This window comes from Enterobacter sp. K16B, from assembly GCF_020216105.1.
GTDB classification, from domain to species: Bacteria; Pseudomonadota; Gammaproteobacteria; order Enterobacterales; family Enterobacteriaceae; genus Enterobacter; species Enterobacter sichuanensis.
The window spans coordinates 1-24,612 of record NZ_JAIWJZ010000033.1 but is presented as its reverse complement, the minus strand read 5'-3'; the positions used below and the strand labels follow the sequence as shown (position 1 = coordinate 24,612).

The following is a 24,612-nucleotide window of genomic DNA, read 5'->3' as shown; positions in this document are numbered from 1 at the left end:
TTTTTTCATGCGTTAACTGCGGGATTACTCCTGCAGGTCACCACAGAAACGGTACCCTTCGCCGTGGATCGTGGCGATGATTTCCGGCGTATCAGGCGTAGATTCGAAATGTTTACGAATACGACGGATGGTCACGTCTACGGTACGGTCGTGCGGTTTCAGCTCACGGCCGGTCATTTTCTTCAGCAGCTCTGCACGGGACTGAATTTTGCCCGGGTTTTCGCAGAAGTGCAGCATCGCGCGGAATTCACTGCGCGGCAGTTTATACTGCTCACCGTTAGGGCTAATCAGCGAACGGCTATTGATATCAAGTTCCCAGCCGTTGAATTTGTAGCTATCAACGCTACGACGCTCTTCGCTGACCGTACCCAGATTCATGGTGCGGGACAGCAGGTTGCGTGCACGAATGGTTAACTCGCGAGGATTAAACGGTTTGGTGATGTAGTCATCCGCACCGATTTCCAGGCCAAGAATTTTATCAACTTCGTTGTCACGGCCCGTCAGGAACATCAACGCGACGTTCGCCTGCTCACGCAGTTCGCGCGCCAGAAGAAGACCGTTTTTGCCCGGCAGGTTAATGTCCATGATCACCAGGTTGATATCATTTTCAGAAAGGATCTGATGCATCTCTGCGCCATCGGTCGCTTCAAAGACATCGTAGCCTTCTGCTTCGAAAATGCTCTTCAACGTGTTGCGTGTTACCAACTCGTCTTCAACGATAAGAATGTGCGGGGTCTGCATGTTTGCTACCTAAATTGCCAACTAAATCGAAACAGGAAGTACAAAAGTCCCTGACCTGCCTGATGCATGTCGCAAATTAACATGATCGGCTTAACGTGACTAAAGTACGTAATTGCGTTCTTGATGCACTTTCCATCAACGTCAACAACATCATTAGCTTGGTCTTGGGTACTTTCCCTTTGGACCCGACAGTGTCAAAAACGGCTGTCATCCTAACCATTTTAACAGCAACATAACAGGCTAAGTGACACCAGACACCCAATAAAACTACGCTTCGTTGACATATATCAAGTTCAATTGTAGCACGTTAACAGTTTGATGAAATCATCGTAGCGGAATGCTAGCCTTTGTCACAATTTTTCAATAAACCAACTAGTTGCGGTCATTGATTTATAAACGAAGCGAATCCAATCAGAATAGGGTATTCATAACGCTATTATCATTATAAAACATAGGGATAATAGTGTTCTGTTAACATTCTAACTGATTGTTCAGACAAGGAATAGTTTAGCGTTTTTAATTTGTTATGAAACGCTATTTCGGTGATTTGTGTTGCAATTTTGTAAATTCGCGCTGCGTAATATGTTGAAGCGCATCACATTTCTACCCGCTAACCGATTAAAAAGAGAGCATAAATGCATCTGTCGATTGTACTGGTCGCCCCAGCCAGAGCAGAAAATATTGGTGCTGCCGCGCGCGCCATGAAGACCATGGGTTTTACCGATTTACGTATTGTGGACAGCACCGCCCACCTGGAGCCTGCGGCGCGTTGGGTGGCACATGGATCCGGCGATATTCTTGATAATATAACCACTTACGACACGCTTGCCGCGGCGTTGCACGACATCTCCTTTACCGTTGCCACCACGGCGCGCAGCCGGGCGAAGTTCCACTATTACGCTACGCCCGCGGAGCTGGTGCCGATGCTGAGTGAGAAAAGCCAGTGGCTGGAGAGAGCGGCGCTGGTATTTGGTCGTGAGGATTCCGGATTAACAAACGAAGAGCTGGAACTCGCTGACGTGCTAACGGGGGCACCCATGGTGGCTGATTATCCCTCCCTGAATTTAGGGCAGGCGGTCATGGTCTACTGCTATCAATTAGCCTCCCTAATACAAATTCCCCAGCCTCAGGCGGAAGGGGCAAATGAAAACCAGCTGGCTGCGCTGCGCACACGCGTTGAGCATCTGTTATCCCGGTTAGGGGTAGCGGACGATCGCAAAATGGCGGACTGGCTGCAGCAGCGTCTTGGGCGTCTTGAGCAGCGGGACACCGCAATGTTACATCGTTTGCTGCACGATATTGAAAAAAAATTGGCCGAGTAAAATGCTGCCATAAGTTTTTACTATGGCGGATAAGTCTGTTGCAAAGGGTTGCATCTGGGGGAATCGGATGAAAATAAATCTGCCTGCAGCGGGACGTGAGAGTCTTCTGAAATGTGATCAAATTAAAAATCCATTGACTTAAGGGTCCCGATCCTTTAACCCTAAAAGAATACAGCACAGACAGATAATAATGACAGAGTACACAACATCCATGAAACGCATCAGCATCACCACCATTACCACAACCATCATCATTACCACAGGTAACGATGCGGGCTGACGCGTACAGGAAAAACAGAAAAAAGCCCGCACCTGAACAGTGCGGGCTTTTTTTTCGGCTAAAGGAAACGAGGTAGAACCATGCGAGTGTTGAAGTTCGGCGGTACATCAGTGGCAAATGCAGAACGTTTTCTGCGTGTTGCCGATATCCTGGAGAGCAACGCCAGGCAGGGGCAGGTTGCGACCGTGCTCTCTGCCCCGGCAAAAATCACGAACCATCTGGTGGCAATGATTGAAAAGACCATCGGTGGCCAGGATGCACTCCCGAACATCAGCGATGCCGAGCGGATCTTCGCTGAGCTGCTGCAGGGGCTGGCTGAGGCACAACCGGGCTTCCCGCTGGCACAGCTTAAGTCTTTTGTGGAGCAGGAATTCGCGCAAATTAAGCATGTGCTGCACGGTATTAGCCTGCTGGGACAGTGCCCGGACAGCATTAACGCGGCGCTGATCTGCCGCGGTGAAAAACTGTCGATTGCCATCATGGCCGGCCTGCTGGAAGCGCGTGGCCACAACGTGACCGTGATCGATCCGGTTGAAAAACTGCTGGCGGTGGGCCACTACCTCGAATCCACCGTTGATATTGCCGAATCAACCCGCCGTATCGCCGCCAGCAAAATTCCGTCTGACCATATGATCCTGATGGCCGGTTTCACCGCCGGGAACGAGAAGGGCGAGCTGGTGGTGCTGGGCCGTAACGGCTCTGACTACTCCGCCGCCGTACTGGCCGCCTGTTTACGCGCGGACTGTTGTGAAATCTGGACTGACGTCGACGGCGTGTACACCTGCGACCCGCGCCAGGTACCGGACGCCAGGTTGCTGAAGTCGATGTCGTACCAGGAGGCGATGGAGCTCTCCTATTTCGGCGCTAAAGTCCTTCACCCGCGTACCATTTCCCCGATTGCCCAGTTCCAGATCCCATGCCTGATTAAAAACACCGGTAACCCGCAAGCGCCGGGTACACTGATTGGCGCCAGCACCGATGAAGACGGTCTGCCGGTGAAAGGTATCTCTAACCTGAACAACATGGCGATGTTCAGCGTCTCCGGTCCGGGGATGAAAGGGATGGTCGGCATGGCCGCCCGCGTGTTTGCGGCCATGTCCCGCAACGGTATCTCTGTGGTGCTGATCACCCAGTCCTCTTCCGAATACAGCATCAGCTTCTGCGTGCCGCAGGCTGACTGCCTGCGCGCCCGCCGCGCGCTGGAGGAAGAGTTCTATCTGGAGCTGAAAGAAGAGCTGCTGGAGCCGCTCGCGATTCAGGAGCGTCTGGCGATCATCTCCGTGGTGGGCGACGGCATGCGCACCCTGCGCGGTATCTCTGCCAAATTCTTTGCCGCGCTGGCGCGGGCTAATATCAATATCGTGGCGATCGCCCAGGGCTCGTCAGAGCGCTCTATTTCCGTGGTGGTGGATAACGACGATGCCACCACCGGCGTTCGCGTGGTTCACCAGATGCTGTTCAACACCGATCAGGTCATTGAGCTGTTCCTGATCGGCGTCGGAGGCGTGGGCGGTGCACTGCTGGAGCAGGTGAAGCGTCAGCAGGCGTGGCTGAAGAAGAAGCATATCGATCTGCGCGTCTGCGGGATTGCCAACTCAAAAGCGCTGCTGACCAACGTTCACGGTCTGAATCTGGAAAACTGGCAGGCCGAGATGAAGGAGGCAAAAGAGCCGTTCAACCTGGGCCGCCTGATCCGTCTGGTAAAAGAGTATCACCTGCTTAACCCGGTGATTGTTGACTGTACGTCAAACCAGGCCGTTGCCGATCAGTACGCGGACTTCCTGCGTGAAGGTTTCCACGTGGTCACGCCGAACAAAAAGGCCAACACCTCGTCGATGGATTACTACCACCAGCTGCGTCTGGCGGCGAGCAAGTCGCGCCGCAAGTTCCTCTACGACACCAACGTCGGGGCAGGCCTGCCGGTGATTGAGAACCTGCAGAACCTGCTGAACGCGGGTGACGAGCTGCAGCGATTCTCCGGCATTCTCTCCGGCTCGCTGTCGTTTATCTTCGGCAAACTGGACGAAGGCATGAGCCTGTCGGAAGCGACCCGCGCCGCCCGTGAGCTGGGCTACACCGAGCCGGATCCGCGCGACGATCTTTCCGGTATGGACGTGGCGCGCAAGCTGCTGATCCTGGCGCGTGAAACGGGCCGCGAGCTTGAGCTTGCTGATATCGTGATTGAACCGGTACTGCCGGTAGAATTTGACAGCAGCGGTGATGTCGGCACCTTTATGGCCAGGCTGCCGCAGCTTGACGACGTTTTTGCCGCCCGCGTTGCGAAAGCCCGTGATGAAGGTAAGGTATTGCGCTATGTTGGCAACATTGAAGAAGATGGCGTGTGTCGGGTGAAAATTGCCGAAGTTGACGGCAACGATCCGCTGTACAAAGTCAAAAACGGCGAAAACGCCCTCGCGTTTTACAGCCACTATTATCAGCCATTGCCGCTGGTGCTTCGCGGTTATGGCGCAGGGAACGATGTTACAGCGGCGGGTGTGTTTGCCGATCTGCTGCGTACCCTGTCATGGAAGTTAGGAGTTTAACATGGTCAAAGTTTATGCCCCGGCTTCCAGCGCCAATATGAGCGTCGGATTTGATGTGCTGGGTGCGGCGGTTACGCCGGTAGACGGTTCGCTGTTGGGCGACACGGTGACGGTTGAAGCGGCAGAAAGCTTCAGCCTGAATAACGTAGGGCGTTTTGCCAGCAAGCTGCCGTCGGAGCCACGCGAGAATATCGTCTATCAGTGCTGGGAGCGCTTCTGTCAGGAGATCGGTAAAAACGTGCCGGTCGCCATGACGCTGGAAAAAAGTATGCCGATTGGCTCCGGGCTGGGCTCCAGCGCCTGTTCCGTGGTGGCTGCCCTGGTGGCGATGAACGAGCACTGCGGTAAGCCCCTCAACAATAGCCGTCTGTTGGGGCTAATGGGCGAGCTGGAAGGCCGTATCTCCGGCAGCATTCACTATGACAACGTTGCACCGTGCTTCCTCGGCGGCATGCAGCTGATGATCGAAGAAAATGGCATCATTAGTCAGCAGGTGCCAGGGTTTGATGAGTGGCTGTGGGTGCTGGCCTATCCGGGCATCAAAGTGTCTACGGCCGAAGCGCGTGCGATCCTGCCCGCGCAGTATCGTCGTCAGGATTGTATCGCCCACGGGCGTCATCTGGCGGGCTTTATCCACGCCTGCTACACCCGTCAGCCACAGCTGGCGGCGAAACTGATGAAAGACGTTATTGCCGAGCCGTATCGCACAAAGCTGCTGCCTGGCTTTAACGAGGCGCGACAGGCATCAATGGATATTGGCGCGCAGGCATGCGGCATCTCCGGCTCCGGCCCGACGCTGTTTGCCTTATGCGATAAGCCAGACACTGCGCAGCGCGTGGCGGACTGGCTCTCTAAACACTACCTGCAAAATCAGGAAGGCTTTGTTCATATTTGCCGTCTGGACACGGCTGGCGCACGAGTACTGGGATAATTAATGAAACTCTACAATCTTAAAGATCATAACGAACAGGTCAGCTTCGCGCAGGCTGTAACGCAGGGACTGGGCAAAAATCAGGGGCTGTTCTTTCCGCATGACCTGCCGGAATTTCAGCTGACCGAGATTGATGAACTGCTGAAGCTGGACTTTGTCACCCGCAGCACCAAAATTCTGTCGGCGTTTATCGGCGACGAAATTCCGCAGGAGCTGCTGGAAGAACGCGTGCGTACGGCGTTCGCGTTCCCGGCACCGGTTCAGCAGGTTGAGCCTGACGTCGGTTGCCTGGAGCTGTTCCACGGCCCAACCCTGGCGTTTAAAGACTTCGGCGGCCGCTTTATGGCGCAGATGCTGACCCACATCAGCGGCGACAAACCGGTAACCATCCTGACGGCAACTTCCGGCGATACCGGCGCGGCGGTCGCCCATGCCTTCTACGGCCTGAAAAACGTCCGCGTGGTGATCCTCTATCCGAAAGGCAAAATCAGTCCGCTGCAGGAAAAACTGTTCTGTACCCTCGGCGGCAACATTGAAACCGTGGCGATCGACGGTGACTTCGATGCCTGCCAGGCGCTGGTTAAGCAGGCCTTCGACGACGAAGAGCTGAAGGTGGCGCTGGGTCTGAACTCCGCCAACTCCATCAACATCAGCCGTCTGCTGGCGCAGATCTGCTACTACTTCGAAGCGGTGGCGCAACTGCCGCAGGAAGCCCGCAACCAGCTGGTGATTTCTGTGCCGAGCGGTAACTTCGGCGATCTGACGGCAGGTCTGCTGGCGAAATCACTGGGGCTGCCGGTGAAACGCTTTATCGCCGCCACCAATGCCAATGATACCGTGCCGCGCTTCCTGAAAGACGGCAAATGGGCACCAAACGCGACGCAGGCGACGCTCTCCAACGCGATGGATGTTTCCCAGCCGAACAACTGGCCGCGCGTGGAAGAGCTGTTCCGCCGTAAGATCTGGCGTCTGGGTGACCTGGGCTACGCGGCGGTGACGGATGACACGACTAAATCCACCATGCGTGAGTTAAAAGCGGTCGGATACACTTCTGAACCGCACGCGGCGATTGCTTACCGTGCGCTACGCGACCAGCTGAATCCGGGTGAATATGGCCTGTTCCTGGGCACCGCGCATCCGGCTAAGTTCAAAGAGAGCGTGGAAGCGATCCTCGGCGAAACGCTGCCGCTGCCGAAAGAGCTGGCCGAGCGTGCTGACCTGCCGCTGCTGTCCCATGAGCTGCCGGCGGATTTTGCCGCGCTGCGTAAGCTGATGATGGCTCGCGCGTGATTTTTGTCGGGTGGCGGCTACGCCTTACCCGACCTACAACAGCTCATAACGTAGGCCGGGTAAGCGCAGCGCCACCCGGCTTTTTTGTGAAGAAATTAAGGAGAAAAATAGCAGGGAAAAAGCAGAAATTCCCAATAAATGCGGTCACTTAGCGTTTAGGATTGCAGAGAATAACATCCCCCGTTCCCCTCGCGTAATCTCCTTACATCGGCCCATGTCGGGCATAGAGAATAAGGAGTCACCGATGTCAAAACTGAAACCTGCGCTGATTGCGCTTTCACTGATGCTGGTCGCTCCCATGGCGGTACAGGCATCCGAAATTACTCTGGTTCCGGCGGTCAAACTGCAGATTGGCGATCGGGATAATAACGGCCACTACTGGGATGGCGGTCGCTGGCGCGATCATGACTGGTGGAAGGCGCATTATGACTGGCGCGATAACCACTGGCGTCCCCACGATGAACATCGCGAGCGTGACCACCATCATGACGATCGTCGCCATGACGATCATCGTCCGGGCCCGGACTGGAAACACCCTTAATGCAGAACCCCGCCAGCTGGCGGGGTTCTGTTTTACTGCTCGTGGCGCTTAAACACCAGTTCACCTTTCCCTGATGAGGCCTCATCAAAGAAATAGCCTTCGCTATTGAAGGCGGTTAGCTGCTCCGGCTTCGTCAGGCGGTTCTGGATAATGTAACGGCTCATCAGGCCGCGCGCTTTCTTGGCGTAGAAGCTGATCACTTTGAACTTACCGTTCTTCTCGTCGAGGAATACCGGCTTGATGATTTCCGCATCCAGTTTTTTCGGTTTCACTGACTTGTAGTATTCATCCGACGCCAGGTTAATCACCACGTTATCGCCCTGAGCGCGCAGCGCCGCATTCAGCTTGTCGGTGATGATATCGCCCCAGAAATGGTACAGGTCTTTGCCTTTGGCATTTTCCAGGCGAATGCCCATCTCCAGACGGTACGGTTGCATCAAATCCAGCGGACGCAGTACGCCATACAGACCCGACAGCATGCGCAGATGCTGCTGGGCAAAATCGAAATCAGCTTCGCTAAAATCTTCCGCCTGCAGGCCGGTATAGACATCGCCTTTAAATGCCAGAATGGCCTGGCGGGCGTTAGCGGGGGTGAAATCCGGGTGCCACTCGTGAAAACGGGTTGCGTTAAGATCTGCCAGCTTGTCGCTGATGCTCATCAGCGAGGCGATTTGCGGCGCGGAGAGCTTGCGCGCTTCGTGAATCAGCTGTTGGGAATAGTCCAGCAATTCAGGCTGGGTATAGCGCTCAGTGGCGAGCGGGCTCTGGTAGTCGAGCGTTTTTGCAGGTGAAATCAGAATCAGCATATCCAGTCCTTGCAGGAAATTTAGAGCGACTTTAGCAAAAAATCGCCCTGAATTGATCGATAGCTGTTATTGCCGCGGCAAATCATCCCACGTGCCGGGGGCAAGTTGCGCTTTGATATCCGGATAACGCGCGGGATCAAAGACCGGTGGCACACCCAATTTACGCTGACGAAGGTAGTCTTTCGCAATCAGGGTCACTACGGGCGAGAGCAGCAGGATCGCCGTGAGGTTAGTGATCGCCATCAGCGCCATGATGATATCAGCCAGTTGCCAGACCAGCGGCATGCTGAGCAGGGAGCCTGCTACCACCATCAGTATCACGCCCAGGCGAAGCGTGCCGATGGCGGCGCGGGAGTCAAACTTCAGGAAAATAAGGTTGTTTTCGGCGTAGAGGTAATTTACCACGATCGAACTGAAGGCAAACAGCAGCAGAATGAGCGAGACAAACCCCGCTCCCCAGCCGCCGGTGAGGTTCACAAGCGCCTGCTGGAGAAGCTGTATTCCGGCCGTTCCCGACGAATGTGAGACAGGGCCTGCCAGCAGCAAAATCATGGCGCTGGCGGAACAGATAATGATGGTATCGGTAAAGACGCCAATCATCTGCACAATGCCTTGTGCGGCCGGGTGCGGCGGCCACGAAGCCGCGGCTGCGGCTGCATTGGGTGTTGACCCCATACCGGCTTCATTGGAAAACATGCCGCGCTGAAAACCCGCCATCAGCGCCTGACTGAAGGTGTAGCCCAGCGCGCCGGATGCGACCTCACGCCAGCCAAAGGCGCTTTTAACGATGGTCATTATGACGCCCGGCACCTGATCGAGATGCAGTGCCGCGACGAGCAGGCTCGCGGCGATCCAGATCAGCGCGATGAGAGGAACCAGCCATTGCATCAGGCGGGCGATGCCTTTAAGACCGGCAGAAAGGGTGAGCAGAACGACGAGGGCTAAAACGCTACCGGCGACCCACTCCGGACACGCGAAGGCATAGCGCAGGGCATGGGCGACCGAGTTAGCCTGGACGGTGTTAAAGATAAGACCGTAAGCGAGCAGTAAAAAAAGCGAGAACAGGACGCCCATCCAGCGCATCCCCAGGCCACGCGCCATGTACCAGGCAGGGCCTCCGCGGAACTGACCGTTTTTATCTTTCTCTTTGTAGAGTTGTGCGAGCGCGCTTTCGGCAAAAGCGGTGGCCATACCGAGCAACGCCGTCACCCACATCCAGAACACTGCGCCTGGCCCGCCGGCGCTGATAGCCAGCGCCACCCCCGCCAGATTTCCGCTACCGAGGCGTGCCGCAAGGCTGGTGCAGAGTGCCTGGAACGAGGTTAATCCACCCGGCTGGGGCGTGACGCTGTTTTTCAGACTTCTGCCAAACTTGCGGATATAGCGAAACTGGATAAACCCGCTGCGTAGCGTAAACCATATACCTGCTCCCAGAAGCAGGTAAATCATTATCGAACCCCACAGGACTTCGTTAATAAAGAAAAAGAAATCAGGCATTAACGTCCCTCTTGTTGATGCCAAAGTGAATATGTAAGCGCTACCACTGATTGAGCATGCTGTTGCTTAGCAGGCTGTTAATATTCCGAGTTTATCATACTCTGCCTAAGCGCACTGTCTGCGGTTGCGCTACCCCTCTGTCGTGTTATCATCAGGGCAGACCGGTTACATCCCCCTAACAAGTAAACCTGTCATTTTTCCGCTGCAGGCATGCTGTCGGTAGCGTGAATTATCCAGGGCACGTTAAAAGAGAAACACTATCATGACGGATAAATTGACCTCCCTTCGTCAGTTCACCACTGTCGTAGCTGACACCGGAGATATCGCGGCAATGAAGCTGTACCAGCCGCAGGATGCCACAACTAACCCTTCTCTGATCCTTAACGCCGCACAGATCCCTGAGTATCGCAAACTGATTGACGACGCTGTGACCTGGGCGAAAGCGCAGAGCAACGACCGCGCGCAGCAGGTTGTGGATGCCACTGACAAACTGGCCGTAAACATCGGTCTGGAAATTCTGAAGTTGGTGCCTGGCCGTATCTCTACCGAAGTGGATGCGCGTCTGTCCTACGACACCGAAGCGTCTATCGCGAAAGCAAAACGCCTGATCAAAATGTACAACGATGCGGGCATCAGCAACGATCGTATCCTGATCAAACTGGCTTCGACCTGGCAGGGCATCCGTGCGGCAGAGCAGCTGGAAAAAGACGGTATCAACTGTAACCTGACTCTGCTCTTCTCCTTCGCGCAGGCGCGTGCATGTGCCGAAGCCGGTGTGTACCTGATTTCTCCGTTCGTGGGCCGTATTCTTGACTGGTACAAAGCCAACACCGATAAGAAAGAGTACGCGGCGTCTGAAGATCCAGGCGTGATTTCCGTGACTGAAATCTACGAATACTACAAGCAGCACGGCTATGAGACTGTCGTTATGGGCGCAAGCTTCCGTAACGTCGGCGAAATCATTGAGCTGGCTGGCTGTGACCGCCTGACCATCGCGCCTGCACTGCTGAAAGAGCTGGCTGAAAGCGAAGGTACCCTGGAGCGTAAACTGTCTTACACCGGTGAAGTGAAAGCACGTCCGGAGCGCATCACTGAGTCCGAGTTCCTGTGGCAGCACAACCAGGATCCAATGGCGGTAGACAAACTGGCGGACGGTATCCGTAAGTTTGCTATCGACCAGGAAAAACTGGAAAAAATGATCGGCGACCTGCTGTAATCATTCCGCGTGGCTGGGTTCCCCGGCCACGCGACTTCTTACGTACTCTGTCTGAAATTTTCCTCTGCGTGTATCATTCCCTTTAATCAGTACTTTTGAATGGAATGAATATGAATACCTTACGCATCGGCCTGGTGTCGATTTCTGACCGCGCCTCCAGTGGTGTTTATCAGGATAAAGGCATCCCTGCGCTTGAAGAGTGGCTTGGCAACGCGCTGACCACCCCGTTTGAAATCCAGACCCGCCTGATCCCTGACGAACAGCCAATCATTGAGCAGACGCTTTGTGAGCTGGTGGATGAGATGAGCTGCCACCTCGTGCTGACCACCGGCGGAACCGGTCCTGCGCGTCGTGATGTGACGCCAGACGCGACGCTGGCTATCGCCGATCGTGAAATGCCGGGCTTTGGCGAACAGATGCGGCAGATCAGTCTACACTTTGTCCCGACGGCCATTCTCTCCCGTCAGGTGGGCGTAATCCGCAAACAGGCGTTGATTCTGAACCTGCCTGGCCAGCCGAAGTCGATCAAAGAGACGCTGGAAGGGCTGAAATCGGACGACGGTAACGTCATCGTGCAGGGCATTTTCGCCAGTGTACCGTATTGTATACAGCTGCTTGACGGTCCTTATGTGGAAACCGATGAGAAAGTGGTAGCAGCATTTCGTCCTAAAAGCGCGCGTCGCGAAACAATCTCCTGAAAATAATGATTATGTGACATTAGCTGAAGCGGCGATGGCGTGGTAAAGGTTTTACGGTATAGTAATTTTTTCTTTACGATTGCTGTAAAAATAAATCCACAACTAAAGCTAAAGGGTTCGCTATGTCACATAACACCCGACCTCTGAATCGACAGGACTATAAAACCCTTACGCTCGCGGCCTTAGGCGGCGCGCTGGAGTTTTACGATTTTATCATCTTCGTCTTCTTCGCCGCCGTGGTGGGGGAACTCTTCTTCCCGGCGGATATCCCCGAGTGGCTGCGTCAGGTACAAACCTTCGGCATTTTTGCTGCCGGGTACCTGGCGCGTCCGCTGGGCGGCATTATCATGGCCCACTTTGGCGATCTGGTTGGCCGTAAAAAGATGTTTACCCTCAGCATTCTGCTGATGGCGGTACCCACGCTGGCCATTGGTCTGTTGCCCACCTATGCCTCGATGGGCATACTCGCGCCATTGCTGCTGTTACTGATGCGCGTGCTGCAGGGGGCAGCCATTGGTGGTGAGGTTCCGGGAGCCTGGGTGTTTGTGGCGGAGCATGTTCCGGCGCGGCGGATGGGTATCGCCTGTGGAACCTTAACGGCGGGTCTGACCGTCGGGATCTTGCTGGGGTCGGTGGTCGCGACCATTGTAAACACCAGCATGACGCAGCAGGCCGTTCACGACTGGGGCTGGCGTGTGCCGTTCCTGCTGGGTGGGGCGTTTGGTCTGGTGGCGATGTATCTGCGTCGCTGGCTGCAGGAAACGCCAATATTCCTCGAGATGCAGCAGCGTAAGGCGCTGGCGCAGGAGCTGCCGGTGAAAGCCGTCGTGGTACGCCATAAAAAAGCGGTGGTGGTGTCGATGCTGCTCACCTGGCTGCTTTCAGCAGGGATTGTGGTGGTGATATTAATGTCGCCGGTCTGGCTGCAGAAACAGTATGGTTTCGCGCCAGCCGTGACGTTACAGGCGAACAGTATCGCAACCATTATGCTCTGTTTTGGCTGTCTGGCCGCCGGGCTGGCGGCGGATCGTTTCGGTGCCAGCATCACCTTTATCGTCGGTAGCCTGTTACTGGCCGCCTCCAGCTGGGCGTTTTACCACCTTGCAGGCAGTCATCCTGAACAGCTGTTCCTGCTGTACGGCGTGGTCGGGCTGTGTGTGGGCGTTGTCGGCGCGGTGCCCTATGTGATGGTGCGTGCGTTCCCGCCAGAGGTTCGCTTCACCGGGATCTCATTTTCTTACAACGTGTCGTATGCCATTTTTGGCGGACTGACGCCGATTGCGGTTACCGTGCTGATGGGCGTGTCACCGATGGCGCCCGCCTGGTATGTTCTTGCACTTTCGGTGATGGGACTGGTACTGGGGATGTGGCTTCGTCAGGCGTGGGGATGTCGTGCCCGCGAGGCGGGCACGACAGAAGGATCAGTGTTTTTCACCAATCGGTAAAACGGTGCGATCAAACTGTTCGTTCAGCACTTCACCCATTGCCAGGTAGATAGCGCTTGCGCCGCAAACCAGACCAATCCAGCCGGCAACGTGAACGATGCCTTCGTTATCCACCAGGTGGCCAATCGCCAGCAGGGCGAACAGCACGGTCAGGCTCAGGAAAACGAACTGCAGCATGCGGTTGCCTTTCAGAGTACCGAAGAACATAAACAGGGTGAAAACGCCCCACAGGCCCAGGTAGACGCCCAGGAAGTGGGCGTTTGCCGCCTCTGCCATACCCATTTTAGGCAGCAGCAGAATGGCGACCAGGGTCAGCCAGAACGAACCGTAAGAGGTGAAGGCGGTTAAGCCGAAGGTGTTACCTTTCTTATATTCCAGCAGGCCCGCGAAGATTTGCGCGATACCGCCGTAAAAAATGCCCATCGCCAGGATGATGCCATCCATCGGGAACATCCCGATATTGTGCAGGTTCAGCAGAATAGTGGTCATGCCAAAACCCATCAGGCCCAGCGGAGCCGGATTAGCCAACTTAGTGTTGCCCATAAGTCCTCAAAAAAATCATCATTAAAATGGTGAAATGGTTAAACCCGCGTCAGTTCTCCCTGACGGGGCGCGGCATCATAATGGGCGCAATCGATGGCGTCTATGATCTCATCAGGGTGAAATTAAAATTTTTTTTATCATTCCCCCTTGATGGATGTCTCAGCGACCCCATCTTGTAGTCAACCGCAGTGTGTGGACCTGAAAAAAACCAAATCTGGGCAGTTGAAAAAGCACGATCTGCCCTTATTACAGGTACACAACCACATGTTGACTGAATTTTTAGTGGAGACGTTTAGATGGGTAAAATTATTGGTATCGACCTGGGTACGACCAACTCTTGTGTAGCGATTATGGATGGCACTACTGCACGTGTGCTGGAGAACGCCGAGGGCGATCGCACCACGCCTTCTATCATTGCTTATACCCAGGATGGTGAAACTCTGGTTGGTCAGCCGGCTAAACGTCAGGCAGTGACAAACCCGCAAAACACCCTGTTTGCGATTAAACGCCTGATCGGCCGCCGCTTCCAGGACGAAGAAGTTCAGCGTGACGTTTCTATCATGCCTTACAAAATCATCGCGGCAGACAATGGCGATGCGTGGCTTGATGTGAAAGGCACCAAAACTGCACCACCGCAGATCTCTGCTGAAGTGCTGAAAAAAATGAAGAAAACGGCTGAAGATTACTTGGGTGAGCCGGTAACCGAAGCTGTTATCACCGTACCTGCTTACTTCAACGATGCTCAGCGTCAGGCAACCAAAGATGCTGGCCGTATCGCAGGTCTGGAAGTCAAACGTATCATCAACGAACCTACCGCGGCTGCACTGGCTTACGGTCTGGATAAAGAAGTCGGCAACCGTACTATCGCGGTTTACGACCTGGGTGGTGGTACCTTCGATATCTCTATTATCGAAATCGACGACGTTGACGGCGAAAAAACCTTCGAAGTTCTGGCAACCAACGGTGATACTCACCTGGGTGGTGAAGACTTCGATACCCGTCTGATCAACTACCTCGTTGACGAGTTTAAGAAAGATCAGGGCATTGACCTGCGTAATGACCCGCTGGCTATGCAGCGCCTGAAAGAAGCCGCTGAGAAAGCGAAGATCGAACTGTCTTCCGCTCAGCAGACCGACGTGAACCTGCCGTACATCACTGCAGACGCGACCGGTCCTAAACACATGAACATCAAAGTGACCCGTGCGAAACTGGAAAGCCTGGTAGAAGACCTGGTGAACCGTTCTATCGAGCCGCTGAAAGTAGCGCTGCAGGACGCTGGCCTGTCCGTGTCTGACATCAACGACGTTATCCTCGTTGGCGGCCAGACCCGTATGCCAATGGTTCAGAAGAAAGTGGCGGAGTTCTTTGGTAAAGAGCCACGTAAAGACGTTAACCCGGACGAAGCGGTTGCTATCGGTGCTGCGGTTCAGGGTGGCGTACTGACCGGTGAAGTGAAAGATGTACTGCTGCTGGACGTTACCCCGCTGTCTCTGGGTATCGAAACCATGGGCGGTGTGATGACTGCGCTCATCAACAAAAACACCACTATCCCAACCAAGCACAGCCAGGTATTCTCTACCGCCGAAGACAACCAGTCTGCGGTAACCATCCATGTGCTGCAGGGTGAACGTAAGCGCGCATCTGATAACAAATCTCTGGGTCAGTTCAACCTGGACGGTATCAACCCGGCGCCGCGCGGTATGCCTCAGATCGAAGTCACCTTCGACATCGATGCTGACGGTATTCTGCACGTGTCTGCGAAAGACAAAAACAGCGGTAAAGAGCAGAAGATCACCATCAAGGCCTCTTCCGGTCTGAACGAGGAAGAGATCCAGAAAATGGTTCGTGAAGCGGAAGCTAACGCGGAATCTGACCGTAAGTTCGAAGAGCTGGTTCAGACCCGTAACCAGGGCGACCATCTGCTGCACAGCACCCGTAAGCAGGTTGAAGAAGCAGGCGATAAACTGCCAGCGGAAGACAAAACGGCTATCGACGCTGCACTGAGTGCGCTGGAATCCTCACTGAAAGGTGAAGATAAAGCGGACATCGAAGCGAAGATGCAGGAACTGGCTCAGGCTTCTCAGAAGCTGATGGAAATCGCTCAGCAGCAGCACGCGCAACAGCAGGCAGGTGCTGACGCTTCAGCGAACAACGCGAAAGACGACGACGTTGTCGACGCTGAGTTCGAAGAAGTTAAAGATAAAAAATAATCGCCCTGATGCAGGGTAATTAATCGGCACGGGCGTAGGAGAATTCTCCACGCCCGTGCTCGCATGTTAAGGGGCTTAAAAAAACCAATGGCAAAGCAAGACTATTACGAGATTTTAGGCGTTCCGAAAACTGCGGAAGAGCGTGAAATCAAAAAGGCGTATAAGCGCCTGGCCATGAAATTCCACCCGGACCGTAATCAGGGTGACAAAGAGGCTGAAGCCAAATTTAAAGAGATCAAAGAAGCCTACGAAGTCCTGACCGATGCACAAAAACGTGCAGCCTATGACCAGTACGGTCACGCAGCCTTTGAACAGGGCGGCATGGGCGGCGGTGGATTCGGCGGCGGCGGCTTTGGCGGCGGCGCTGATTTCAGCGATATCTTTGGCGATGTGTTTGGCGACATCTTCGGCGGTGGTCGTGGACGTCAGCGCGCGGCGCGTGGCGCGGACCTGCGCTACAACATGGAGCTGACGCTGGAAGAGGCCGTTCGCGGTGTCACTAAAGAGATCCGTATTCCAACGCTGGAAGAGTGTGACGTCTGCCACGGCAGCGGCGCGAAAGCGGGCACTCAGCCGCAGACCTGTCCAACCTGTCACGGTTCTGGCCAGGTACAGATGCGTCAGGGGTTCTTCGCGGTGCAGCAGGCCTGTCCGCACTGCCATGGTCGCGGTACGCTGATCAAAGATCCCTGCACCAAATGCCATGGTCACGGTCGCGTTGAGAAAACCAAAACCCTGTCCGTTAAAATCCCGGCTGGGGTCGATACGGGCGACCGCATCCGTCTGGCTGGCGAAGGCGAAGCTGGCGAACACGGCGCACCGGCGGGCGATCTGTACGTTCAGGTGCAGGTCAAGCAGCACGCTATCTTCGAGCGCGAAGGCAATAACCTGTACTGTGAAGTGCCGATCAACTTCGCGATGGCTGCTCTCGGTGGCGAAATTGAAGTCCCGACGCTGGATGGCCGCGTGAACCTGAAAATTCCTGGCGAAACCCAGACCGGTAAGCTGTTCCGCATGCGCGGTAAAGGCGTTAAATCCGTTCGCGGGGGCGCACAGGGTGACCTGCTGTGCCGCGTCGTTGTGGAAACACCGGTTGGCCTGAACGATAAGCAGAAACAGCTGCTGAAAGAGTTGCAGGAGAGCTTTGGTGGCCCGACGGGTGAGAAAAACAGCCCACGCTCCAAAAGCTTCTTCGATGGCGTCAAAAAATTCTTCGATGATTTGACCCGCTAATCTGTTTGTCGCAGGTATTCGCAAAAGCCCGGAAGAGATTCCGGGCTTTTTTGTTTATCGGTATTGTTCGGTTAAACTGAATCAATACTCAATATTAATCTGTTTTTGCCGAGCTATAGGGCTTGGTATTATGGTTTTATCGAGGTATTGCCGTATAAGAGAGAATTAAAGTGAAATTACTACACCGTTTTTTTAGTAGCGAAGCATCCGGGGGCGTGATCCTGATTTTGGCTGCCGCGGCCGCGATGGTGCTGGCAAACGTCGGATTTACCCGCGATCTGTATCATGCTTTTCTGGAAACGCCCGTCGAGCTGAAGGTTGGGGCGCTGGAAATCCACAAGAATATGCTGCTGTGGATCAACGATGCGCTCATGGCGGTGTTCTTCCTGCTTGTCGGGCTTGAGGTTAAGCGGGAGCTGGTACTGGGTTCGCTTGCCAGTCGCCAGCGAGCGGCGTTCCCGGTCATTGCCGCGCTCGGTGGGATGGTGGTTCCGGCGCTGCTCTTCCTCGCGTTTACCTGGCAGGATCCGGTTGCACGTCACGGCTGGGCGATCCCGGCGGCAACGGATATCGCCTTTGCACTCGGGGTGCTGGCCTTACTGGGAAGCCGCGTTCCGGTTGCCCTGAAAATCTTCCTGATGGCGCTGGCGATCATCGACGACCTGGGCGCAATTGTGATTATCGCGCTGTTTTACACAAGCGATCTGTCGATTCTGTCTTTGAGCGTGGCTGCAGGGGCGATTGCGGTTCTGGCGCTGCTGAACATCTTGAATGTTCGTCGCATCGGTATCTATATCCTCGTGGGGATGGTGCTGTGGACTGCGGTTCTGAAATCGGGCGTGCATGCCACGCTGGCAGGAGTGATCGTCGGCTTCTTCGTGCCGCTTAAACCGCAGGAGGGTAAATCACCTGCGAAGCAGCTGGAGCATGTGCTGCACCCCTGGGTCGCCTTTATGATCCTGCCTCTGTTTGCATTTGCTAACGCGGGAGTGTCCCTTGGCGGCGTGACGCTGGACGGGCTGACCTCCGTGCTGCCGCTGGGTATCATCGCCGGGTTGTTTATCGGCAAGCCGCTGGGCATTAGCCTGTTCTGCTGGCTGGCGACGAAGCTTAAGCTGGCATCATTGCCGCACGGCACCACGTTTACGCAGATCATGGCCGTCGGCGTGCTGTGCGGGATAGGCTTTACGATGTCGATTTTTATCTCGACGCTGGCGTTTGGTGCGCATGCACCTGAGCTTATCGTCTGGGCGAAACTCGGCATTCTCATCGGGTCATTACTGGCCGCGGTGATTGGTTACACCTTGTTGAAGGTGAAGTTGTCCGGACAGGCCGTCCAGGCATAACGGAAAACCGGGAGGAGGGTAACCTTCTCCCGACAGGCACTCAGGGAGAGAAGACGCGATGTCTCATTTGAATTACAACCATCTTTACTACTTCTGGCATGTCTATAAACAGGGCTCGGTGGTCGGGGCGGCAGAGGCGCTTTACCTGACGCCGCAAACCATCACCGGGCAGATCAAGGCGCTGGAAGAACGTCTGCAGGGTAAGCTGTTCAAGCGTAAGGGACGCGGAATTGAACCCAGCGAGCTGGGTGAGCTGGTTTTCCGCTACGCGGACAAAATGTTCACCCTGAGCCAGGAGATGCTGGATATCGTCAACTACCGCAAAGAGTCGAACCTGCTCTTTGATGTTGGCGTGGCGGACGCGCTGTCAAAACGACTGGTGAGCGGCGTGCTGGATGCGGCTGTGGTCGAAGATGAGCAAATCCATCTGCGCTGTTTTGAATCCACCCACGAGATGCTGCTGGAACAGCTGAGCCAGCACAAGCTGGACATGATCATCTCGGATTGTCCGATCGACTCCACGCAGCAGGAAGGGCTGTTTTCGGTGAAGATTGGTGAATGCGGCGTGAGCTTCTGGTGTATTAACCCGCCGCCGGAAAAACCCTTCCCGGCCTGCCTGGAAGAGCGTCGCTTGCTGGTGCCAGGAAGACGTTCCATGCTGGGACGCAAGTTGCTGAACTGGTTTAACTCTCAGGGGCTGAATGTCGAAATCCTCGGTGAGTTCGACGATGCGGCGCTGATGAAAGCCTTTGGCGAAGCGCACAATGCGATCTTCGTTGCACCGACGCTCTATGCGCACGATCTCTATTCAGATAGCAAGATTATGGAGATTGGTCGGGTCGATAACGTAATGGAAGAGTATCACGCGATTTTTGCCGAAAGGATGATTCAGCACCCGGCGGTGCAGCGTATCTGTAACCGCGACTACTCGGCGCTGTTTACGCCACCGGCAATCTGAAGGCATAAAAAAACCCGCGTTAAGCGGGTTCTTTAAACAAGCAACAACAAGCGGCAATTAAGCCAGTTTGTTGATCTGCGCGGTCAGGTTTGCTTTATGACGCGCTGCTTTGTTTTTGTGGATCAGACCTTTAGCAGCCTGACGATCCACGATTGGTTGCATTTCGTTAAATGCGTTCTGCGCTGCAGCTTTGTCGCCAGCTTCGATTGCTGCGTATACTTTCTTGATGAAAGTACGCATCATAGAGCGACGGCTTGCGTTGTGCTTACGAGCCTTTTCAGACTGAACGGCACGTTTCTTAGCTGATTTGATATTAGCCAAGTCCAACTCCCAAATATGATCTATGTGGACAATTCAAAGGCCGAGGAATATGCCCTCTTTGCCTTCTTTTGTCAATGGATTTGTGCAAATAAGCGCCGTTAATTAGCGACGCTACGTTACGTAGTGATGGCGCAGGATTCTACCAGCTTGTCTTCTCTGAATACAGCCTTTCGGCATAAAAATCGCAGTTCAGGAGCAGATTTTTTCGCTGTGAAAGGTCAGCCTGATGAAATCATTACGGCTTTCTGTTTTGCGCGAACAATCGCCGGTTAACCTTGACCGCTGTACAAGGTATACTTTGGCGATTTTCACTGTTTTGAGCCAGACATGAAGCTGATACGCGGCATACATAATCTCAGCAGAGCACCGCACGGGTGCGTGCTGACCATTGGTAATTTCGACGGCGTGCATCGTGGTCATCAGGCGCTGTTGCAGGGATTGCGTAAAGAAGGGGAGGCCCGTGGCCTGCCCGTGGTAGTGATGATTTTCGAACCACAGCCGCTGGAGCTGTTTGCGGGCGATAAATCTCCCGCCCGTCTCACTCGCCTGCGCGAGAAGTTGCGCTATCTGGCCGAGTCCGGCGTGGACTACGTTTTGTGCGTACGTTTCGATCGTCGCTTTGCCGCGCTGACAGCACAAAATTTCGTCAGCGACCTGCTGGTTGAACGTCTTGGCGTGCAGTTTCTGGCCGTGGGGGATGATTTCCGCTTTGGCGCTGGTCGTCAGGGCGATTTCTTGCTATTACAGAAGGCTGGTCTGGAGTACGGTTTTGACGTCACCAGTGCGATGACCTTCTGTGAAGGCGGCGTTCGCGTCAGCAGCACGGCGGTACGTCAGGCGCTGGCCGATGATGAACTGGGGACGGCAGAAACCCTGCTTGGGCATCCGTTCACTATCTCCGGTCGCGTCGTCCATGGCGATGCGCTCGGACGCACCATTGGTTTCCCGACGGCGAATATACCGCTACGCCGTCAGGTTTCCCCGGTCAAAGGGGTCTATGCGGTGGAAGTGGCGGGACTGGGCGATAAGCCGTTTTACGGTGTTGCCAACATTGGCACGCGTCCGACCGTCGCCGGTGTGCGTCAACAGCTGGAAGTGCACCTGCTGGACGTTGTAATGGACCTTTATGGTCGCCATATAGATGTGATACTGCGTAAAAAAATACGCAACGAGCAGCGATTTGGTTCGCTGGATGAACTCAAAGCGCAAATTGCGCGAGATGAATTGACGGCCCGCGAGTTTTTTGGGCTTTAGAACCGGCTTAACTGCCTACGTGATAAATACGGAACCGAGAATCTGATGAGTGACTATAAATCAACCCTGAATTTGCCGGAAACAGGGTTCCCGATGCGCGGCGATCTCGCCAAGCGTGAACCGGGAATGCTGGCGCGTTGGACTGATGATGACCTGTACGGCATCATTCGTGCAGCCAAAAAAGGCAAAAAAACCTTCATTCTGCATGATGGCCCTCCCTATGCGAATGGCAGCATTCATATTGGTCACTCGGTTAACAAGATTCTGAAAGACATTATCGTGAAGTCGAAAGGCCTCGCGGGATATGACTCGCCATACGTTCCGGGCTGGGACTGCCACGGTCTGCCAATCGAACTGAAAGTGGAGCAGGAATTCGGTAAGCCAGGTGAGAAATTCACCGCCGCTGAGTTCCGTGCGAAATGCCGCGAATACGCCGCTACGCAGGTTGAAGGTCAGCGCGCGGATTTCATCCGTCTGGGCGTGCTGGGCGACTGGTCGCACCCGTACCTGACCATGGACTTCAAAACCGAAGCCAACATCATCCGTGCGCTGGGCAAAATCATCGGTAATGGCCACCTGCACAAAGGCGCTAAGCCTGTACACTGGTGTGTGGATTGCCGTTCTGCGCTGGCAGAAGCGGAAGTGGAGTATTACGACAAAACCTCTCCGTCTATCGATGTGGCGTTCCACGCCGTTGATCAGGATGCGGTGAAAGCCAAATTTGGCGTCTCCTCCGTTAATGGCCCGATTTCACTGGTGATCTGGACCACTACCCCGTGGACCCTGCCAGCAAACCGTGCGATCTCCCTGTCCGGTGAGTTCGACTACGCGCTGGTGCAGGTTGACGGTCAGGCGGTTATCCTGGCAAAAGATCTGGTCGAGAGCGTGCTGAAACGCGCGAATATCACCGACTACACCGTGCTGGGCACCGTGAAAGGCGACGCGCTTGAGCTGATGCGCTTTAAACACCCGTTCCTGGACTTTGATGTGCCAGCGATCCTGGGCGACCACGTCACGCTGGAAGCCGGTACCGGTGCGGTCCATACCGCCGGTGGCCACGGTCCTGACGACTACAACATCAGCCTGAAGTACGGTCTGGAAATCGCTAACCCGGTGGGGCCGGACGGTTCTTACCTGCCTGGCACTTACCCGGCGCTGGACGGTATCAACGTCTTTAAAGCTAACGACATTATCGTTGATATGCTGCGCACCAGCGGCGCACTGCTGCACGTTGAGAAAATGCAGCACAGCTATCCGTGCTGCTGGCGTCACAAGACGCCGATCATCTTCCGTGCGACCCCACAATGGTTCATCAGCATGGATCAGAAAGGCCTGCGCGCGCAGTCTCTGAAAGAGATCAAAGGCGTGCAGTGGATCCCAGACTGGGGCCAGGCGCGTATCGAATCTATGGTTGCTAACCGCCCTGACTGGTGTATCTCCCGTCAGCGTACCTGGGGTGTGCCGATGTCGCTGTTCGTGCATAAAGAGACGCAGGAACTGCATCCGAACACCCTGGAACTGATGGAAGAAGTGGCGAAGCGCGTCGAAGTTGACGGCATTCAGGCATGGTGGGATCTCGACGCCCGCGACATCCTGGGCGCTGACGCCGACAACTACGAGAAAGTGCCGGATACCCTGGATGTATGGTTCGACTCCGGATCCACTCACTCTTCCGTGGTTGACGTGCGTCCTGAGTTTGCCGGTCACGCCGCCGATATGTATCTGGAAGGTTCTGACCAACACCGCGGCTGGTTCATGTCATCCCTGATGATCTCCACCGCCATGAAAGGAAAAGCGCCTTACCGTCAGGTACTCACCCACGGCTTCACCGTGGATGGTCAGGGCCGTAAGATGTCCAAATCTATCGGCAACACCGTGTCTCCGCAGGATGTGATGAACAAGCTGGGCGCAGACATTCTGCGTCTGTGGGTGGCTTCCACCGACTACACCGGCGAAATGGCGGTGTCTGACGAGATCCTGAAACGTGCCGCCGACAGCTATCGTCGTATCCGTAACACCGCGCGCTTCCTGCTGGCGAACCTGAACGGGTTTGATCCGGCTAAAGACATGGTGAAACCGGAAGAGATGGTGGTGCTGGACCGCTGGGCGGTAGGCTGCGCGAAAGCGGCGCAGGAAGATATCCTGAAAGCCTATGAATCTTACGACTTCCATGAAGTGGTGCAGCGCCTGATGCGCTTCTGCTCCATCGAGATGGGTTCGTTCTACCTCGACATCATCAAAGACCGTCAGTACACCGCGAAAGCGGACAGCGTGGCGCGTCGTAGCTGCCAGACCGCGTTGTTCCACATCGCAGAAGCGCTGGTGCGCTGGATGGCACCGATCATGTCCTTCACCGCGGATGAAATCTGGGGTTATCTGCCAGGCGACCGTGAGAAGTATGTCTTCACCGGCGAGTGGTACGAAGGTCTGTTCGACCTCTCCAGCACCGAAGCGATGAACGATGCCTTCTGGGACGAGCTGCTGAAAGTGCGTGGTGAAGTGAACAAGGTGATTGAGCAAGCGCGTGCTGACAAGAAAGTCGGTGGCTCTCTGGAAGCGGCAGTGACCCTGTACGCCGAACCTGAGCTGGCGGCGAAACTGACGGCGCTGGGCGATGAATTGCGATTTGTCCTGTTGACCTCAGGCGCGCAAGTTGCGGATTATGCCAAAGCTACTGCTGATGCTCAGCAGAGCGAACTGCTCAAGGGACTGAAAGTCGCGCTGAGCAAAGCCGACGGTGAGAAATGCCCGCGTTGCTGGCATTACACTACCGATGTTGGCCAGGTGGCGGAACACGCAGACATCTGCGGACGCTGTGTAAGCAACGTCGCCGGTGACGGCGAAAAACGTAAGTTTGCCTGATGAGTAAAACTCTCTGTTCAACGGGACTGCGCTGGCTATGGCTGGTTGTGGTGGTGCTGATTATTGATCTGGGCAGCAAATTCCTGATCCTCCAGAATTTTGCGCTGGGGGATACGGTTTCGCTGTTCCCGTCGCTTAACCTGCACTACGCACGTAACTATGGTGCGGCGTTTAGTTTCCTTGCTGACAGCGGTGGCTGGCAGCGCTGGTTCTTTGCAGGTATTGCAATCGGTATCTGTGTGGTGCTAACGCTGCTGATGTACCGTTCGAAAGCGACGCAAAAGCTGAACAACATCGCCTACGCGCTGATTATTGGCGGCGCGTTAGGTAACCTGTTTGACCGCCTGTGGCACGGCTTTGTGGTCGATATGATCGACTTCTACGTCGGCGACTGGCACTTCGCGACCTTTAACCTCGCCGACAGCGCAATTTGTATCGGTGCGGCGTTAATCGTGCTGGAAGGTTTCTTACCGAAACCGACCGCGAAAGAGCAGGCGTAACAAAACCAGCCGGGTGACGCGTAGCGATCCCGGCCTACCGAATATGCCGACACTTGTAGGCCGGGTAAGCGAAGC

The 24,612-nt window shown here is 55.0% G+C and carries 22 protein-coding genes and 1 other annotated feature; of the genes, 17 read left to right on the top strand and 5 right to left on the bottom strand.

The window, feature by feature from the left end; translation table 11 throughout:
* Nucleotides 1–24: 24 nt before the first annotated feature.
* Entirely contained in the window at nucleotides 25–741 is a 717-nt protein-coding gene (arcA, locus tag LDK53_RS08845; protein ID WP_003856501.1) for a two-component system response regulator ArcA, read from the bottom strand.
* A 95-nt stretch (nucleotides 742–836) separates the two neighbouring features.
* On the opposite strand from arcA, the gene yjjY reads away from it, so the two are divergent.
* The 7 genes from yjjY to LDK53_RS08810 all read left to right on the top strand — a co-directional run bounded on the left by yjjY (nucleotide 837) and on the right by LDK53_RS08810 (nucleotide 7,648).
* On the top strand, nucleotides 837–977 hold the full coding sequence (yjjY, locus tag LDK53_RS08840) for a protein YjjY (RefSeq protein ID WP_085928893.1): 141 nt from the start codon (nucleotides 837–839) through the stop codon (nucleotides 975–977).
* A 399-nt stretch (nucleotides 978–1,376) separates the two neighbouring features.
* Nucleotides 1,377–2,063, top strand: a complete 687-nt coding sequence (locus LDK53_RS08835; RefSeq protein WP_025758046.1) for a tRNA/rRNA methyltransferase — start codon at nucleotides 1,377–1,379, stop codon at nucleotides 2,061–2,063.
* 211 nt (nucleotides 2,064–2,274) lie between these two features.
* A complete protein-coding gene (gene thrL, locus LDK53_RS08830) occupies nucleotides 2,275–2,343 on the top strand; it encodes a thr operon leader peptide (protein WP_015572623.1) in 69 nt (22 codons plus the stop codon).
* Nucleotides 2,282–2,399 (top strand) — a sequence feature (Thr leader region). (Overlaps the previous gene by 62 nt.)
* A 24-nt stretch (nucleotides 2,400–2,423) precedes the next feature.
* A complete protein-coding gene (thrA, locus tag LDK53_RS08825; RefSeq protein ID WP_225285538.1) occupies nucleotides 2,424–4,886 on the top strand; it encodes a bifunctional aspartate kinase/homoserine dehydrogenase I in 2,463 nt (820 codons plus the stop codon).
* A 1-nt stretch (nucleotide 4,887) separates the two neighbouring features.
* Nucleotides 4,888–5,817, top strand: coding sequence for a homoserine kinase (gene thrB / locus LDK53_RS08820; protein ID WP_047957721.1), 930 nt, complete (start codon nucleotides 4,888–4,890; stop codon nucleotides 5,815–5,817).
* Between the two features lie 3 nt (nucleotides 5,818–5,820).
* Nucleotides 5,821–7,107, top strand: coding sequence for a threonine synthase (gene thrC / locus LDK53_RS08815; RefSeq protein WP_025758044.1), 1,287 nt, complete (start codon nucleotides 5,821–5,823; stop codon nucleotides 7,105–7,107).
* Nucleotides 7,108–7,351: 244 nt separating this feature from the next.
* On the top strand, nucleotides 7,352–7,648 hold the full coding sequence (locus LDK53_RS08810) for a DUF2502 domain-containing protein (protein WP_025758043.1): 297 nt from the start codon (nucleotides 7,352–7,354) through the stop codon (nucleotides 7,646–7,648).
* Nucleotides 7,649–7,680: 32 nt separating this feature from the next.
* Here the strand turns inward: LDK53_RS08810 and yaaA are convergent, their stop codons facing one another.
* A complete protein-coding gene (gene yaaA / locus LDK53_RS08805) occupies nucleotides 7,681–8,454 on the bottom strand; it encodes a peroxide stress protein YaaA (RefSeq protein WP_025758042.1) in 774 nt (257 codons plus the stop codon).
* 66 nt (nucleotides 8,455–8,520) lie between these two features.
* Nucleotides 8,521–9,951 (bottom strand): alanine/glycine:cation symporter family protein, encoded by a 1,431-nt coding sequence (locus LDK53_RS08800; RefSeq protein ID WP_225285536.1) that lies wholly within the window; start codon nucleotides 9,949–9,951, stop codon nucleotides 8,521–8,523.
* Nucleotides 9,952–10,213: 262 nt separating this feature from the next.
* On the opposite strand from LDK53_RS08800, the gene tal reads away from it, so the two are divergent.
* The 3 genes from tal to LDK53_RS08785 all read left to right on the top strand — a co-directional run bounded on the left by tal (nucleotide 10,214) and on the right by LDK53_RS08785 (nucleotide 13,310).
* The gene (gene tal, locus LDK53_RS08795; protein ID WP_025758040.1) at nucleotides 10,214–11,167 is read left to right on the top strand and encodes a transaldolase; all 954 of its coding nucleotides are present in this window, start codon (nucleotides 10,214–10,216) and stop codon (nucleotides 11,165–11,167) included.
* A 110-nt stretch (nucleotides 11,168–11,277) separates the two neighbouring features.
* Nucleotides 11,278–11,865, top strand: coding sequence for a molybdopterin adenylyltransferase (mog, locus tag LDK53_RS08790; RefSeq protein ID WP_025758039.1), 588 nt, complete (start codon nucleotides 11,278–11,280; stop codon nucleotides 11,863–11,865).
* Between the two features lie 122 nt (nucleotides 11,866–11,987).
* On the top strand, nucleotides 11,988–13,310 hold the full coding sequence (locus LDK53_RS08785; protein ID WP_225285533.1) for an MFS transporter: 1,323 nt from the start codon (nucleotides 11,988–11,990) through the stop codon (nucleotides 13,308–13,310).
* Here LDK53_RS08785 and satP read toward each other — a convergent pair.
* Nucleotides 13,287–13,853: an acetate uptake transporter gene (gene satP, locus LDK53_RS08780; protein WP_025758037.1), complete on the bottom strand. Its 567-nt coding sequence runs from the start codon at nucleotides 13,851–13,853 to the stop codon at nucleotides 13,287–13,289. The two genes, LDK53_RS08785 and satP, sit on opposite strands and share 24 nt — an antisense overlap.
* 296 nt (nucleotides 13,854–14,149) lie before the next feature.
* Between satP and dnaK the strand changes: the two genes are divergently transcribed.
* The 4 genes from dnaK (at nucleotide 14,150) to nhaR (ending at nucleotide 19,600) form a co-directional block, all read left to right on the top strand.
* A complete protein-coding gene (gene dnaK / locus LDK53_RS08775; protein ID WP_045284820.1) occupies nucleotides 14,150–16,063 on the top strand; it encodes a molecular chaperone DnaK in 1,914 nt (637 codons plus the stop codon).
* Between the two features lie 87 nt (nucleotides 16,064–16,150).
* Complete coding sequence (gene dnaJ, locus LDK53_RS08770) at nucleotides 16,151–17,296, top strand: molecular chaperone DnaJ (RefSeq protein WP_014830600.1); 1,146 nt, start codon at nucleotides 16,151–16,153, stop codon at nucleotides 17,294–17,296.
* Between the two features lie 170 nt (nucleotides 17,297–17,466).
* Nucleotides 17,467–18,642 carry a Na+/H+ antiporter NhaA gene (gene nhaA, locus LDK53_RS08765; RefSeq protein WP_047957725.1) on the top strand — a complete coding sequence of 392 codons (1,176 nt, stop codon included), beginning with the start codon at nucleotides 17,467–17,469 and terminating at the stop codon, nucleotides 18,640–18,642.
* A gap of 58 nt (nucleotides 18,643–18,700) precedes the next feature.
* Nucleotides 18,701–19,600, top strand: coding sequence for a transcriptional activator NhaR (gene nhaR, locus LDK53_RS08760; RefSeq protein ID WP_225285531.1), 900 nt, complete (start codon nucleotides 18,701–18,703; stop codon nucleotides 19,598–19,600).
* 57 nt (nucleotides 19,601–19,657) lie between these two features.
* Here nhaR and rpsT read toward each other — a convergent pair whose 3' ends face one another.
* Nucleotides 19,658–19,921, bottom strand: a complete 264-nt coding sequence (gene rpsT / locus LDK53_RS08755) for a 30S ribosomal protein S20 (protein WP_003856458.1) — start codon at nucleotides 19,919–19,921, stop codon at nucleotides 19,658–19,660.
* Nucleotides 19,922–20,248: 327 nt separating this feature from the next.
* On the opposite strand from rpsT, the gene ribF reads away from it, so the two are divergent.
* Genes ribF through lspA form a run of 3 tightly spaced genes read left to right on the top strand, consistent with a single transcriptional unit; the run spans nucleotide 20,249 to nucleotide 24,537 of the window.
* Nucleotides 20,249–21,175, top strand: coding sequence for a bifunctional riboflavin kinase/FAD synthetase (gene ribF / locus LDK53_RS08745; protein ID WP_025758033.1), 927 nt, complete (start codon nucleotides 20,249–20,251; stop codon nucleotides 21,173–21,175).
* A 45-nt stretch (nucleotides 21,176–21,220) separates the two neighbouring features.
* On the top strand, nucleotides 21,221–24,037 hold the full coding sequence (gene ileS, locus LDK53_RS08740; RefSeq protein ID WP_225285528.1) for an isoleucine--tRNA ligase: 2,817 nt from the start codon (nucleotides 21,221–21,223) through the stop codon (nucleotides 24,035–24,037).
* On the top strand, nucleotides 24,037–24,537 hold the full coding sequence (gene lspA, locus LDK53_RS08735) for a signal peptidase II (RefSeq protein WP_025758031.1): 501 nt from the start codon (nucleotides 24,037–24,039) through the stop codon (nucleotides 24,535–24,537). The genes ileS and lspA overlap by 1 nt, the downstream gene beginning before the upstream one ends.
* Nucleotides 24,538–24,612 lie beyond the last annotated feature (75 nt).